11 protein-coding genes are annotated in these 14,730 nt (G+C 75.2%); 9 read left to right on the forward strand and 2 right to left on the reverse strand.

The genetic code is table 11. The features are described from left to right. Positions 1 to 4: 4 nt before the first annotated feature. Positions 5 to 634: a TetR/AcrR family transcriptional regulator gene (locus tag ACFQRF_RS26605; protein WP_379874092.1), complete on the forward strand. Its 630-nt coding sequence runs from the start codon at positions 5 to 7 to the stop codon at positions 632 to 634. Positions 635 to 1,030: 396 nt separating this feature from the next. Here ACFQRF_RS26605 and ACFQRF_RS26610 read toward each other — a convergent pair whose 3' ends face one another. Further along, positions 1,031 to 1,570: a MarR family winged helix-turn-helix transcriptional regulator gene (locus ACFQRF_RS26610; RefSeq protein WP_379874094.1), complete on the reverse strand. Its 540-nt coding sequence runs from the start codon at positions 1,568 to 1,570 to the stop codon at positions 1,031 to 1,033. A gap of 204 nt (positions 1,571 to 1,774) precedes the next feature. Here ACFQRF_RS26610 and ACFQRF_RS26615 point away from each other — a divergent pair, with 204 nt between their 5' ends. The 8 genes from ACFQRF_RS26615 (at position 1,775) to ACFQRF_RS26650 (ending at position 9,104) form a co-directional block, all read left to right on the forward strand. Then, a complete protein-coding gene (locus ACFQRF_RS26615; RefSeq protein WP_379874096.1) occupies positions 1,775 to 2,737 on the forward strand; it encodes an MBL fold metallo-hydrolase in 963 nt (320 codons plus the stop codon). Positions 2,738 to 2,752: 15 nt separating this feature from the next. After that, entirely contained in the window at positions 2,753 to 4,417 is a 1,665-nt protein-coding gene (locus tag ACFQRF_RS26620) for an FAD-dependent monooxygenase (protein ID WP_379874098.1), read from the forward strand. Beyond that, positions 4,392 to 5,594: a homogentisate 1,2-dioxygenase gene (locus tag ACFQRF_RS26625; protein WP_379874100.1), complete on the forward strand. Its 1,203-nt coding sequence runs from the start codon at positions 4,392 to 4,394 to the stop codon at positions 5,592 to 5,594. The genes ACFQRF_RS26620 and ACFQRF_RS26625 overlap by 26 nt, the downstream gene beginning before the upstream one ends. 97 nt (positions 5,595 to 5,691) lie before the next feature. After that, a complete protein-coding gene (gene fahA, locus ACFQRF_RS26630; RefSeq protein WP_379874102.1) occupies positions 5,692 to 6,933 on the forward strand; it encodes a fumarylacetoacetase in 1,242 nt (413 codons plus the stop codon). A gap of 61 nt (positions 6,934 to 6,994) precedes the next feature. Then, entirely contained in the window at positions 6,995 to 7,129 is a 135-nt protein-coding gene (locus ACFQRF_RS26635) for a hypothetical protein (protein WP_379874104.1), read from the forward strand. A 179-nt stretch (positions 7,130 to 7,308) separates the two neighbouring features. Next, entirely contained in the window at positions 7,309 to 7,446 is a 138-nt protein-coding gene (locus ACFQRF_RS26640; RefSeq protein WP_379874106.1) for a hypothetical protein, read from the forward strand. Then, a complete protein-coding gene (locus tag ACFQRF_RS26645; protein ID WP_379874108.1) occupies positions 7,443 to 8,624 on the forward strand; it encodes a methyltransferase domain-containing protein in 1,182 nt (393 codons plus the stop codon). Before ACFQRF_RS26640 ends, ACFQRF_RS26645 begins: the two co-directional genes overlap by 4 nt. Before the next feature lie 168 nt (positions 8,625 to 8,792). Continuing rightward, positions 8,793 to 9,104: a protein kinase domain-containing protein gene (locus ACFQRF_RS26650; protein ID WP_379874110.1), complete on the forward strand. Its 312-nt coding sequence runs from the start codon at positions 8,793 to 8,795 to the stop codon at positions 9,102 to 9,104. A 133-nt stretch (positions 9,105 to 9,237) separates the two neighbouring features. On the opposite strand, the gene ACFQRF_RS26655 is transcribed toward ACFQRF_RS26650, so the two are convergent. Beyond that, on the reverse strand, positions 9,238 to 14,727 hold the full coding sequence (locus ACFQRF_RS26655) for a DUF4132 domain-containing protein (protein WP_379874112.1): 5,490 nt from the start codon (positions 14,725 to 14,727) through the stop codon (positions 9,238 to 9,240). Positions 14,728 to 14,730: the final 3 nt, after the last annotated feature.

Raw genomic sequence — 14,730 nt, forward strand, 5'->3', positions numbered from 1 at the left:
GGGCATGGCGAGGACGAAGGACCCGGCGGTCCGCACCCTGCTCATCGAGCGGGCCGCACACCTGCTCCGCATCCGCGAACCCATCACCCTGCGCTCGCTGGTGGCCGGCACGGGTGTGTCGACGATGGCCATCTACACCCACTTCGGCGGCATGGACGGCATGTGGCGCGCCCTGCGCCAGGAGGGCTTCACCCGGCTGGCCGGCAGGTTCGCCACGGTGGCGCCGTCCGGGGATCCGGTGCACGACCTGGCCGCCCTGGTCGCCGCCTACCTCGACAATGCCCTGGAGCAACCCGACCTGTACCGGGTCATGTTCGACGCGACGTTCGAACTGGAGGACCTCAAGGCCGCCGACGCGACGCTGGAGCATCTGGTGCAGGCCGCGCGGCGGGCCCGGGACACCGGCCGGTTCCGCGCCGACGTCGACCCGCTGGAGCTGGCGATCCAGAGCTGGGCCATCGGGCACGGGCTGGTCTCCCTGGTCGCCAACGGCCCCCTTCCCCGCCCGACACTCGGCCACGGCGTTCCCATGCTGACCGCGCTGTTCGTCGGCGTGGGCGACGACCCGGGCCGGTGCCGCCGGTCGGTCGAGCGCGGCTGGCGGCTGCGCCCGGCCGGCCCGGCGGCCGGGTGACAGTGCGCCGGCCCGGTTCCCCTACGGGGCCGGGCACGAAAACGCCCCCGCCCGTCGCGAGACGGGCGGGGGCGGGGTCGCCGCAGCCGGGAGGGGCGGCGCGCAACCTGGCGCGCCCAACGGCCCCCCAACCGCGGACGCGCACTCTCAGAGTAGGTGAAACCGCAGGTCAGAGCCAGGATGTGGCGAGTAAAGAGAAGGTAGTGGACCTGCCAGCCGCTCCCCCGGGCTCCCGGCGTTCCGCCGCCGGGTTCGCGTGCCGGGTCCGGGAGATACCGGCGGCGTAGCCGCTCGAATTCGGTTTCTGTTGGGGTTGAGGGGTTTTGTGAACTTCAGGGCGATCTTGACGGTGTAGATTTTTTAATGTTCCCGGCCGTCCGCGGCGCGCGGCTCCGCTCACTCCCGGCGTTTGGCGGCGGCCGCGGCCTCGCCCGCCATGAGCTTGCCGAGCAGGGCCACCAGCGTCTCCCGCTCCCCCTCCGAGAGCGCGGCCGCCCAGGCGCTCTCCCGCGTGTTGTGCGCGGTGAATCCCCGGGCGATGGCGCCGCGGCCGGCCTCGGTCAGGCCGATCTGGACCGCGCGGCGGTCGTGGTCGGCTCGCTGCCGGGTGACCAGCCCGTCCTTCTGCAGCGTGTTGACCAGGGCGGAGACGGCGGCACGGCTCATGCCGGTGAGGGCGGCGGCGCTCTTGGCGTCCATCGGGCCGGCGAGCCAGAGGACGAAGAGCACCCGGAAGCCGGGCCAGGTCCAGCCGCTCGGCCGGTGCACGGTGGATTCGAGGTCGTAGACGATCATGCTGGTCGCGCGGTGCAGGGTGAGGACCAGGCGCATGGCCCCCGCGTCCACCGTCGGCACCTCCTGCTGCGCCCGGCGGACGGCGTGGTCCACGAAGGACCAGAAGGTGAGGCCGCCGGGGACGGCCGTCTCGTTGGTCATCTCCACAGGTTAGAGCCGCCCCCTCCCCCGCTGGGCGCGCGCGGACCACCTCCGGACAGTCCGGCGAGGCGAGTGACCCGCGCCACCGATCTTGGTAATCTGAGGCGCGTGGCCGTGTGAGTGACGCCACACCATCGTCCAATTGATCAAATATTTGATTGATGGCTTCGGGTGCCGGCCGGGAGCCGTTGGAGGTGCAGGGGCATGGCGGCGAAGCCGTTCGCATCATCGGCCGACCTCGCGCAGAAGCAGCAGACCCTGGAGGTCCTCGACGACGGTGTGTACGCCCTCACCGCGGAGGGCGACCCCAACGTCGGAGCCGTCGAGGGCGAGGACTTCCTCGTGTGCTTCGAGGCGCTGGCCACGCCCACGGCCGCGCGTGAGTGGCTGGCCGTCCTGCGGGAGCACACCGACAAGCCGATCCGCTACCTGGTGCTCTCCCACTATCACGCGGTGCGCGTGCTGGGCGCCAGCGCGTTCGGGGCCGACGTCATCATCGCGCACGACAAGACGCGCGAGCTCGTCGCCGAGCGGGGCCTGCAGGACTGGGAGAGCGAGTTCGCCCGCATGCCTCGCCTGGCGAAGGACGCCGGGTCGGTACCGGGGCTGACGTGGCCCACCCTGACGTTCAGCGACAGCGTGACGATCCACCTCGGCGGCGACCGGGGCGAACTGGTGCTGCGCCACCTCGGGCGCGGGCACACCGAGGGCGACCTGGTCGCCTGGCTGCCGCGGCAGCGGATCCTGTTCGCCGGCGACCTGGTGGAGGCCGAGGCCGCCCTCTACACCGGGGACGCCTTCCACCGCGAGTGGGCCGGGCCGACACTGGACCGCGTCGCCGCCCTGGGCGCGCACACCCTGGTCGGCGGGCGCGGGGCGGTCACCCGGGGCCGCGACGCCGTGGCCTCGGCCATCGGGCAGACCCGGCACTTCCTGACGGTGATGCTGCGCGAGGTCGGGGCGGTGCACGGGCGCGGCGGGACGCTGAAGGAGGCGTTCGAGGCCACCCACGCCGCGCTGGTGGACCGGTACGGGCGCTGGCCGATCTTCGAGCACTGCCTGCCCTTCGACGTCTCGCGGCTGTGGGACGAGCTGTCCGGCGTGGAGCGACCGGTGATCTGGACCGCGGAACGCGACCGCGCGGTCTGGGCCGAGCTGCAGGGCTGACGGCGGGGTCCGGCCATGACGGAGGAGACGCCGGTCCTGGTACTGGGCGCGGGCCCGGTCGGGCAGACCGCGGCGCTGCTGCTGGCGCGCTGGGGCGTGCCGGTGGTGCTGCTGGAGGCGCGGACGGAGCGCGAACGCGCCGGTTCGCGGGCGATCTGCCAGCAGCGCGACGTGCTGGACGTGTGGGAGGACGTCGGGGCCGGCGCGGTGGCCGAGGAGGGGGTCACCTGGGACACCGCGCGGACGTTCTACCGGGACACCGAGTTGTTCCGGGTGCGGCTGCGCGATCCGGGGGCGTCGCCCTTCCCGCCGTTCGTCAACCTCTCCCAGGCGCGGACGGAGGAGATCCTGGACGCCCGCGTGGCGGCCGAACCGCGGATCGAGGTGCGGCGCGGCCACGAGGCGACCGCGATCGCGCAGGACGCGGACGGGGTGGTGGTGCGGTGCCGGACCGCGCGCGGGCCGGTGGTGGTGCGGGGCGGCTACGCCGTGGTGTGCCTCGGCGCGCGGGCCGGATGGGCGCGTGCGGCGCTGGGGGTGGCGTTCGAGGGACACAGCTTCGCCGACCGGTTCCTGATCTGCGACATCCGGGCCGACCTGGCCGGCTGGGAACGGGAGCGCCGATTCTACTTCGACCCGGAGTGGAATCCGGGGCGCCAGGTGCTGATCCATCCGTGCCCGGGGTCGGTGTACCGGATCGACTGGCAGGTGCCGCCGGACTTCGACCTGGCGGCGGAGGAGGCGTGCGGCGGCCTGGACCGGCGGATCCGGCGTATCGTCGGGGACCGGCGTTACGAGGTGGTGTGGCGCTCGGTGTACCGGTTCCACACCCGGGTCGCGAGCCGGATGCGGGTGGGCCGGGTGCTGCTGGCCGGTGACACCGCGCACCTGGTGGCGCCCTTCGGGGCGCGCGGGCTGAACTCCGGGGTGCACGACGCGGAGAACGCGGCGTGGAAGCTGGCGTTCGCCGTCCGGGGCTGGGCGGGCGGCGACCTGCTGGAGAGTTATGAGGTGGAGCGGCGCGCGGCGGCGGTGGAGAACGCCGAGGTGACCGGCCGGACGATGCGGTTCCTGGTGCCGCAGGACGAGGCGGGGCGGCGGTGGCGCGCGGACGTGCTGCGGCGGGCGGTGTCGGATCCGGCGGCGCGGGCGCTGGTGGACTCCGGGCGGCTGTTCGAGCCGTTCTGGTACGCGGACTCGCCGTTGACGACGCCGGATCCGCTCCGCCCCGTCCGGGGGCGGCCCGGGCGTGGAGCCGCGCCGCCGCCGGGGCCGGGGGTGCTGGTGCCGGACGCGGTCGTGGAGGTGCCGGGGGTGGGCCGGACGCGGTTGCGGCGGCTGGCCCGCGGCGGGCTGACGGTGCTGGCGGCGGCGCGTGAGGAGGCGGCCGCGGCGCTGGCGGTGGCGCGCACGGTGTGCGGTGCTCCGGTGGCGGGGTTCGGGCTGGCCGAGATCGATCGGGACGGCGTGCTGCGGGCGGCGCTGGGGGTGCGGCCCGGCGAGGTGTGGCTGCTGCGGCCGGACGCCCACGTGGCCGCGGTGCTGCCGGCCGGCGACGCCGCGGCGGTGGGCGCGGCGGTTTCCGCGGTGGTGGGCCGGTCGCCGGCCCGGGACGGGCAGGTGTCGTTGGCGTCGCCGAGAGAGGAGACGGGAGATGGCGTACTACCGGCGAGTGGGTGAGGTGCCGCGGACGCGGCACACCCGGCTGCGCAATCCGGACGGCGGGCTGTACTACGAGGAGCTGATGGGTGAGGAGGGGTTCTCCTCGGATTCGTCGCTGCTGTACCACCGGGGTGTTCCCTCGGCGATCGTCGACGCGCGGGTGTGGGAGCTGCCGGACCAGGCGCGCACCCCGAACGCGCCGCTGCGGCCGCGGCACCTGCGGTTGCACGGGCTGTTCGACGCGGAGTGGAAGAACGCCGACGTCGTGACGGGCCGGCGGCTGGTGCTGGGCAACGACGACGTGCGGATCAGTTACGTGGCGGCGGGGGCGGCGTCGGAGCTGTACCGCAATGGTGTCGGTGACGAGTGCGTGTACGTGGAGGCGGGCCGTGGCACGGTGCAGACGGTGTTCGGTGTGCTGGAGGTGGGGCAGGGCGACTACGTGGTGCTGCCGCGGGCGACGACGCACCGGTGGGTGCCGGAGGGGGACGAGCCGCTGCGGGCGTACGTGATCGAGGCGAACGGGCACATCGCGCCGCCGCGGCGGTACCTGTCGCGGTACGGGCAGTTCCTGGAGCACGCGCCGTACTGTGAGCGGGATCTGCGGGGGCCGGCCGAGCCGCTGCTGGTGGAGGGGTCGGACGTCGGCGTGCTGACCAAGCACCGGGGTCCGGGCCCGGGTGGGCTGGCGGGGACGCGGCACACGTTCGCGCGGCACCCGTTCGACGTGGTGGGCTGGGACGGCTGCCTGTACCCGTTCGTGTTCAACGTGGCGGACTTCCAGCCGATCACGGGGCGGGTGCACCAGCCGCCGCCGGTGCACCAGGTGCTCGAGGGGACGAACTTCGTGGTGTGCAACTTCGTGCCGCGGAAAGTGGACTACCACCCGGAGTCGATCCCGGTGCCCTACTACCACTCCAACGTGGACTCCGACGAGGTGATGTTCTACTGCGGCGGCGACTATGAGGCGCGCAAGGGGTCGGGTATCGGCCCCGGGTCGGTGTCGCTGCATCCGGGCGGGCACGCGCACGGCCCGCAGCCGCGGGCCTACGAGGCGAGCGTCGGTGTGCACTTCTTCGACGAGCTGGCGGTGATGGTGGACACGTTCCGGCCGCTGGAGCTGGGTGAGGGCGGGCTGGCCGCCGAGGAACCGGGGTACGCGTGGTCGTGGGCCGGGCGGGGGCCGGAGCGCTAGTCCCGTCCGGACGGCGGGCCGTCGGCGATGTGCGGACGGCCCGGGGCGGCGGCGTGGCGGGCACACCTGTGGTGAGTGGCGGGCCGGGAGGGGCTGGATGGCGGCGGAGTGGCTGGACGTGCCGGCGGGCTCGGCGTTCGGGACGGCGAATCTGCCCTATGGGGTGTTCAGCATCGGGGCGGAGCCGGTACGGCGGGTCGGGGTCGCGGTGGGCGACCGGGTGCTGGACGTCGGCGCGGTGGCGCGGGCGGTGCGGGCGGACTTCGCCGGTCTGCTGGGCGCGGAGTCCCTGAATCCGCTGCTGGCCGCCGGGCCGGCGGTGTGGCGGTCGGTGCGCGCGGCGGTGCGCGGCTGGCTGAGCGGCGCCGTGCCGGCGGAGACGGTGCTGCCGCACCTGGTGGACCGGGCGGCGGTGCGGCTGCACCTGCCGTTCGAGGTCGCGGACTACGTGGACTTCTACTCGTGCGAGCAGCACGCGGTGAACGCGGGGCGGATCTTCCGCCCCGACGCGGAGGAGCCGCTGCCGCCGAACTGGCGGCACCTGCCGATCGGTTACCACGGGCGCGCCGGCACGCTGGTGGTGTCGGGGACCGATGTGGTCCGGCCGTCCGGTCAGCGGCGGGAGCCGGGCCGGGAGGGGCCGGTGTTCGGCCCGTCGGCACGGCTGGACTTCGAGGCCGAGGTGGGGTTCGTGGTGGGGGTGCCGAGTCCGCGCGGCCGTGGGGTGCGCGTGGCCGACTTCGCCGAGCACGTGTTCGGGGCGTTCCTGGTCAACGACTGGTCGGCGCGGGACCTGCAGGCGTGGGAGTACGTGCCGTTGGGGCCGTTCCTGGGCAAGTCGTTCGCGACGTCGGTGTCGCCGTGGGTGGTGCCGCTGGCGGCACTGTCGGCGGCCCGGGTGGCGCCGCCGCCGCGGGATCCGGAGCCGCTGCCCTACCTGCGGGACGCCGAGGGCGACCCGTGGGGGCTCGATCTGCGCCTGACGGTGCGGCTGAACGGCCATGTGGTGTCGCGGCCGCCGTTCGCGCGCATGTACTGGACGCCGGCGCAGCAGCTGGCGCACCTGACGGTGAACGGGGCGGCGGTGCGAACCGGCGACGTGTTCGCGTCGGGGACGGTGAGCGGGCCGGAGCGCGGCGAGTGGGGGTCGCTGCTGGAGCTGTCGTGGAACGGGGCGGATCCGGTGCGGCTGCCGGACGGGCGGGAGCGGGGGTTCCTGCGCGACGGTGACGTGGTGTCCATCAGCGCGACGGCGCCGGGTCCGGGCGGCGCGGTGGTGGGGTTCGGCGAGGTGACGGGGCGGGTGCTGCCCGCCGTCGGGAATGGGCCGAACGCCTGACAGCCGCGCCTGCGGAGAGTTACTGTTCCGGTGCATAGCGTCGATCGAAGAGGGGGCCGGCATGGGTGTACACGGTGACCGGGAGCCGACCGACACCAGCCGTCGCTTCGAGCGGGACGGCACGGAGCCGCCCAAGAACGGCCAGGGCGACCCGGCGCCCACGCAGAACGGCGGCGCTCGCGCCCCCGGTGGGTGACCACGGAGAACGTGAGGCCGACTCGGATCCGCACCGCCCACGACGCCATCCAGGCACCGTCCCTCGTCTCGCTGCGTTGCGGGCGGCCGGTTCGGGCCACTGAGAGCGAACGCGGGACGCGCCCGACTCCGCAGAGTTACCGTTCCTGATGAGCCGCCTCGAACGAGACAGGAGATTCTATGGGTACGCACGGCAACCCAGACCAGCCCGCCGACATCAAGCCCGGCGGCGAACGAGACGGCGACAAGCCCAGCCGGCACGGTAGCGGCGAGCCCATGCCGGAGCAGAGCGGCGACGGCACCAGGCCGGGCCAGTGACGCAACCCGGTGCCGGGATCGCCCGGGCACTGACCGTCAAGGGCGCCATCCAGGACGAGGTGTGGCACCGGGCGGTGCTCGCGGTGGACCGCGACGCGTTCGTCCCCGACACGGTGTGGGTCCCTGACGACGATGAGCCGGGGTGGGAGCGGCCCGTGACTCGGGGAGACCCCGAGTTCGATCCGCTACTCGCCGGCGACTGGGCGCTGGTCACCCAGGTGGACGACGGGAAGCCATCCGGACCGGACGGCCGGGGCAGGGTGCCCAGCAGCAGCCTCTCCCAGCCCTCGCTCGTCGTTGCGATGCTCCAGGCGCTGGACGTCGCCGACGGGATGCGGGTGCTGGAGATCGGCACCGGCACCGGGTACAACACCGCGCTGCTGTGTGAACGGCTCGGTGCCGACCGGGTGACGTCCGTCGAAGTGGACCCGGCCGTGGCCGGGCAGGCCGCGGCGAATCTGCGCGCGGCCGGGTACAAGCCCCATCTGGTCGTCGGCGACGGTGCTGTCGGCGTGCCGGGCCGCGCCCCTTTCGACCGCGTGATCGCGACCGTCGCCGCCAAGCGGGTGCCGATGACGTGGATCACCCAGACCCGGCCGGGCGGGGTCATCGTCACGCCGTGGGGGCCGGGGTTCGACTCCGCCGCGCTGCTCCGCCTGACCGTGTCCGGGGACGGGTCCGCGCGGGGGCGGATGGTCGGCGACGCGCCGTTCATGTGGCTGCGTGATCAGCGTTTCGGCGCCGAGCCGTGGCACGTCCACGTGGACGAGGACTCCCCCGACGCCGTCGCCGGTACGGTGCTGGTCAACCCGCGGGTGGTCACCGACCGCCACCCGGGCTGGCGGGTCGTGCTCGGCCAACTCGCTCCGGGCCTGGGCTACGCCTCGTTCGACGCCGATCCGGAGAACACGGCCGCCGCCGGGGAAGCGAGCGTGTACGTGTACGACCGGGCGGGTTCGTGGGCGTTGGGCGAGTACACGCCCGCCGGTCCCCCGTACGAGTCGCGCCGGGCCGGTCCCCGGGATCTGTGGTCGGAGATCGCCGCCGCGCGTGAGGTGTGGGAGCGGGCGGGGCGGCCGGCGCGGGAGCGGCTCGGCCTGACGGTGACGGCGGACGGCGGCCATGTGCTGTGGCTGGACGGCCCGGAGAACCCGATCGAGGCGCCGCCGCTCCTGTGATGGTGCGAGCGCCGTGTGCGGGGCTGCCGGGCTGCCGACGGCGCGGTGCGGGAAGCGCCGTGTTCCGGGCGGTCCGCGCCTTGGGGCCGCTGCCCGGGCCGAGCCCGCGGGTGCTCGCCGACGGGATGGCCGAGGCGCTTCATCCACCGCGACCTCAAGCCCGGCAACGTGCTGCTCGCCGAGGACGGCCAGCGGGTCATCGACTTCGGCATCGCCCGCGCCACCAGCGGCACCGCCGCCATCCGGTCCATCATCGGCACGCCCGGCTTCATGTCGCCCGAGCAGATCCGGGGCGAGCCGGTCACCCCCAAGAGCGACATGTTCGGCTACGGCGCCGTTCTCGCGGGGCGCTGGCGGCGGCCCGCGAGTGGGGGGCGGGTGATGGTGCTCGGATGTCCGGAGTGCTGCCCGCGGCTCGGGTTCGTGCCGGCGTCGTGGCCGGGGAGCCGGGCGCCGTTCATGTGCCGGACGCGGCGCTGATGGCGCCGCCGTTGCGGTACCGGGGCCGGCCGGGGTGATCGGCCACCCCACGGCGTTCGGGGTGTGCCGCTGCCGGTGGGGGGCGGCCGTATGGGCCGCTCCCCCACCGGTTCCGGGCGTGGGCGGGCCGTGGTCAGGTGGTGCCGTCGGCGGTGCGGGCCCGCTCGGTTTCGGTCCAGGCGGGGTGGAACAGGTCGCGGACGGGCACGGCGGGCAGGTGGCGGAGCAGGCGGGGGCCGGCTCCCGGGATGCGGGCCGGTTTGGCGGCCTCGACGCCGTTGCCGATCCACGACGTGGCTTCGGCCCACGGTCCGGGGGCGAAGAGGGTGCGTTCGGCGCCCTCGCGTTCCTCGGCGGTCAGGAGTCCGGTGCCGCGCAGTTCCTCGGCCGCGGCCGCGTGCCGCTCGGCGTCCCAGCCGTTCCAACGGGCGACGCGCGCGTCGTCGGGGTCGGGCAGTGTGATGAGTTGCAGGTAGAGGCGGGCGGCGTCCTGGCTCAGCCCGTGGGCCTGGGAGACGCGGTCGACGAGGTCGGGGACGCAGGCCAGCGGGTCGTGCGGGTGGCCGGCGTCGGGTGCGGTGTCGAGCTGGTCGGCGATGCCGGCGCTGGCGTCGGCGAGCAGGAACCGCACGTCGGCCACGGGAGTGTCCGGGAGCACGGTGTTCCAGCGGCGGGCGCGTGGCGCCGGGACGGTGGGTTCGAGTGCGGCGAGGCGGTCCAGGAGCGGGTCGGCGGGGCCGGTGAGGGCGGCCGGGCGCAGCCACAGTTCGTATCCGGTTCCGGCCGGGGTCAGCTCCAGGGCGGGGCCGACGGCCAGCCGGGTTCCGGCCGCCCGGGTGGCGGTGGTGCCGGCGGCCTCCTCCACGCGTGCGACGGGCAGGCTCTCGTTGACGCGGACGAGGAGGGCGGGGTCGGTGCAGGCGGCGCGCAGGCGGCGCAGGTGTGCGGCGACGGTGCGGGCGGCGGGGGTGCCGGGGGTGAGCCGGTAGCCGAGTGCGGCCGCGGCGGGCAGGACGCCTTCCACCGTGGGCCGGCCTTCGGGCGCGAGCAGGGCGAGGAAGGCGGGCGGGCCGCCGAACGGGGGGTGGTCCAGCACGATCTCGTGCCAGGTGTGCCCGGGGACGTGGTCGAGCACGGGGTGCCGGTGCAGCCATCGCGCGACGGCGGCGTCGATGTCGATCCCGGTGGTCCACAGGGCGGCGGGGTCGTCCGGCATGGCCGCGTTGAGGATCGCCTGGTGCTCGTCCTCGTCGCTGATGGCGTCGAGCACCCGGTGGGCGCTCTGGATCCGGCTCTGGGTGAGGCCGAGGTCGGTGAAGTGGGTGTGGTCGGCCTGCCAGTACCGGCCGTTGTAGTTCTCCCGGTCGAAGTCGACGCTGGGCGACAGCAGCAGCGCGGCCTGGGCGAGGGGGAGGCCGGTGGCGTCGGCGAAGGCGAGCACGGCCTGGCGGCGGCCGGGTGCGGGGCCGCGCTGCTGGATCAGGCCGGCGGCGGCGGTGAGCTTGTGCGGGTCGCCCCAGCCGCGGCAGACGCGCTCGCCGGGCCTCGGGTCGCGGGCGGCGGGGTCGGGGGTGTAGCGCAGGCAGACGGTGTGGGTGGCCTCGCGCGCGGTGCGGGCGTACAGGGTGCGGTCGAGCGCGAGAACGCCCGTGGGCGGGTTCGCGCGGGAGTACACCGCCTTGGGTGTCACGTGGGCCTCCCATAGCAGGCTCCAGGTGCCGTCGGTGGTGATGAGTTCGGGGACGTCGGCGAGGTCGCGGAGCTGCTCGGCGCTGGCGGCGGCCCGGTCTTCGGCGCACCAGGCGGCGCGCAGGACGGTGGCGGCGAGGCGGCCGAGCTGGTCGGGAAGGCCGTGGGCGAAGGTGGTGTCGATCGTGCCGACGGGGTCGCGGTGGCCGCCGGGCAGCCCGGCCGCGGCGCGGGCGGTCGCGGCGAGGCGGGCCAGGGCGGTGGCGCGGTCGGAGCGGCGCGGTTCGACGGTGATGGCGGGGAGTTCCGGGGTGCCGCCGGTCGTGGTGGCCGGGCCGGCCGGGTCCGTGGCGCGTTCCTGCTCGTGCGCTCCGGCGGTGGCCGGCGGTGCGGTGCCCAGGTGCGCCGGTGCCGGGAGGTCCAGGCGGGCGGCGAGGGCGTGCGTGCGTTCCCGGCATTCCACGGCGGTCCACACCAGGGCGGCGATGCCGAGCCAGAGCCGGTCGTGGGTCACTTCGGGGAGCAGCGGGCGCAGTAGCGGCACGAGCCGGAGCAGGGCCTGGTGGCGTTCGGGTGCGTGGCTTCGGGGCGGCCGGCTGTCGGTGAGGTGCGGGATCCGGGCGGCGAGGTCGGCGGGCACGGCGTCGAGCAGCCGCCGGGCGGTGGCGGGGTGGGCGGCGCGCAGTGCCCGGGAGCCGCCGGGGTCGCGGGGTCGCAGGTGCCGCCACCAGCCGGGGGGCGGGACGAGTTCGGTGCCGGCGGCGTAGCGGTGGTTGCCGGGGGCGGCGGTGATGCCGCCGCTGCGGTTGGGCAGCCAGTTGGCGCCCATGATGTAGCGTCCGACGGCGCGGCCGTCGGGGTCGCGCAGTTCGATCACGCGGTCGGGGGCGCGGTGGACGGTGAGGTCGGTGGTGGCGTGCGGGAACCGCACGGTCTCCTGGTGCGCGGCGCGGCGTGGGGTGGCGGCGGGGTGCGGCGGGCGTCCGGTCAGGTCGGTGTCGTGCGGGCAGTCGGGTCCGCCGTGGGCGGTGCTGACGACGTCGTCGCCGACGACGGCGAGGCAGACGTTGTTGGCGAGGGACGCGAGGCCGCCGAACGGGTGGGGCGCCGGCAGTCCGGTGCGGCGGCGGCCGAGGCGGCCGGGCAGGACCGCGGCGATGGTGACGCCGTCGCGTGCGGTGCGGTCGACGAGCAGCAGGTCGGGGCCGCTCTCGGCGAGGTTGCACAGGTGGAGGGGGCCGTCGTAGCCGGTGAGGGCGGGGAGGTGGAGTTCGTCCAGGACGCCGGCGCGCAGGGTGGTGGCCAGGGCGGTCGCGGGGTCGGCGCCGGTGACGATGGCGTGGAGGGTGTCGCGGGTGCCGCGCGGGACGCCGTGCAGGGTGAACCGTTCGGTGTCGCGCAGGGCGGTGTAGAGCCGGGGCAGGGCGCCGTCGGCGGTGGCGTGGTCGGTGAGGATGGCGGCGATGACGTCGTTGGTGCCGGGGGCGTCGGCCAGCGCGGTGGCGGCCGCGCGGTCGTCGGCGATGGCGATGGGGTCGCCGACGTAGCTCTTCTCGGTCTGCGGGTTCTCGCTGGGCCGGCCGAATCCGAGGATGCCGGAGGGTTCGCCCTGGATGGCGGCGCGCAGCGCGGGCCCCCAGTGGGGGTGGGCGGCGGTGGCGGCGAGGTCGGGGCGTTTGGCCTTGGCGATCCAGGCGGCGAGGGGCAGCGGGGTGTCGCCGTGCGGTGTCTCGACGGGGACGCCGCAGGCGAGGGCGAGGTCGAGCAGGGCGAGGTCGGCGCCGTTGCGGGCGTAGAGGTGCGGCAGGTGGCAGGTGCGGCCGGCGTCGCGGAGGAGGCGTCCGGCGTCGCGTAGGAGTTCGGGGAGGCCGTCGACGGGCAGGGTGAGGCCGGCGTACTGCTCGGTGAGGCGGTGCACCCAGGTCTGGGCGTCGGCGGCGGTGATGCCGGGGTGGCCGGTGAACGGGGCGTCGGCGCCGATGCCCGCCATGGTGGAGACGATGCGCCGTGCGGCGGTGGCTTTGGCCTTGGCGGAGGTGCGGGCGGGGGTGGGCACGATCAGGGTGAGGGCGCGGCGGGCCTCGGAGTCGGTGCGGGCGAGGTGGTGCAGCAGTGCTGCCAGGGCGGTCCAGACGGAGTCGGGTGCGTCCTGGAGGGTGCCGTTGGCGAGCATGGCGCGGGCGGCGCGTTCGTCGGCGGCGCGTTCGGCCGGGTCGGTGGCGGTGCCGGGGGTGATGTGGGCGGCCGTGGCGAGGGTGACGAGTCCGGTGGCCAGGGCGGGGGCGGCGCGGTGTCCGGCCTCGCACCACGCGGTGATGAGGCGGCGCTGCCACTGGTAGGCGCCGGCGGGGTCGAGGCGGGCGGCGAGCGCGGTGTGGTGGGTGGCGAGGCTGGCGGGCAGGACGCCGCGGGGCAGCCGCAGGTGGGAGTCGATGACGTCGGCTTCGTCGGCGGGCGGGGTGTGCGTCTCGGCGGCGCGGGCGCGTTCGAAGAACCGGACGGCGTAGGCGTTGCTGCCGACGTCGGCGAGGATGCGGGAGCACTCGTCGAGGTAGAGGGGGACGAGTTCGGGTGTGCTGCCGGCGAGATCGTCGGCGGTGCGGGTGAGCGCGTCGGTGGCGCGGCCGGGTTTGGTCTCGGCGAGGGTGGCGTTGCTGCGCAGGCCGGGCAGCAGGGCGACGATGCGGTCGCGGTGGGCGGGGTGCCGGTTGAGGGCGCGGGCGAGGAAGCCGAGGGGGCGGGCGCGGACGGTGCCGATCTCGGTGTCGCCGGTGGAGGTGAGGCCGAACTGGGCGAGGGCGGCGTGTTCGGCGGGGGCGGCGGCACGGCGGGCGGTGGTGACGACGGGCTCGTCGAGGGCGTCGTGGGTGTGGCGGCAGGCCAGGAGGGTGTCCTCGCCGGCGCCGGTGGGCGGGCCGGTGACGATTCCGCCGGCGTGCAGGAGGGCGGCGCGGGTGCGGTGCGGCCGGTGCCGCGCGGCGGGGGCGGGCGGGGCGGCGGTCTCGGTGGAGAGGTCCCGGCGGCGGCGGTGGCGGGTGCAGAAGTTCTGGTACTCCTCGGCGGCCGAGCGTTCGCGGTCCTCGGGCGCGGTGCGGTTGGCGTAGAGGGTGGTGAGGATGCGCACGCCTTCGGACCAGGCGATGTCGCCGATGGCGTGAGCGGGGCGGGACCAGGTGAGGCCGTCGAGGTAGGTCGAGGCCTGGGGGCCCTGCCAGCGCAGGTTGACGGTGACGTGGACGGGTTCGCCGTCGTGGTCGTGGACGGTGAAGTGGGCGGATTCACCGCGGATGCGGCCGCCGAGGCGGATGACCTGCTGTTCGAGCTGGGAGCCCCACTCGTAGGTGGCGAAGGCGAAGGCGTCGATGGCGGTGACGTCGTGGTCCATGTCGGCGGGGCGGCGCCAGACGTCGCGCAGGAGCTGGGGGATGTCCTGGTCGGCGTCGATGGCGACGGCGAATTCCCGCCAGGCGGGGAGGTCGTCGCCGAGCAGGACGGGGTGGACGACGCAGATGGCGGTGGTGTCGGTCCACCGGGTCTCGCCGTCGAGGTCGACGGCTCCGGTGCCGCGGTCGGGGTCGGCGGCGCGGAGCAGTCCGCAGCGGGTGAGGTCGGGGCGGTCCCCGGTGACGGGGGCGACGACCAGGTCGGTGAGGGCGCGCCGCCACACCGGGTCGGGCCACACCGCGTGCAGCAGGCGGGTGGGGACCGGCAGGGAGCGCAGCATCCAGGTCTCGGCGGTGGTGCGGACGGCGCTGTCGTGCTCGGTGAGCCAGCCGAGGAGTTCGGTAAGGGGGGCGACGTCGGGGTGCTTGCGGAGTTTGGCGGGTACCCGGGCGAGTTCGCGGCCCTTGGCGTTGCGGCACGCCAGGGCGGCCGTGCGGCCGGTGCCGCGTACCGTGATCTGATAGCCGTCGCCGACCGTGATCCAGCCCATGTG

The organism is Marinactinospora rubrisoli, assembly GCF_042664915.1.
In the GTDB taxonomy this organism is placed as follows: Bacteria; Actinomycetota; Actinomycetes; order Streptosporangiales; family Streptosporangiaceae; genus Marinitenerispora; species Marinitenerispora rubrisoli.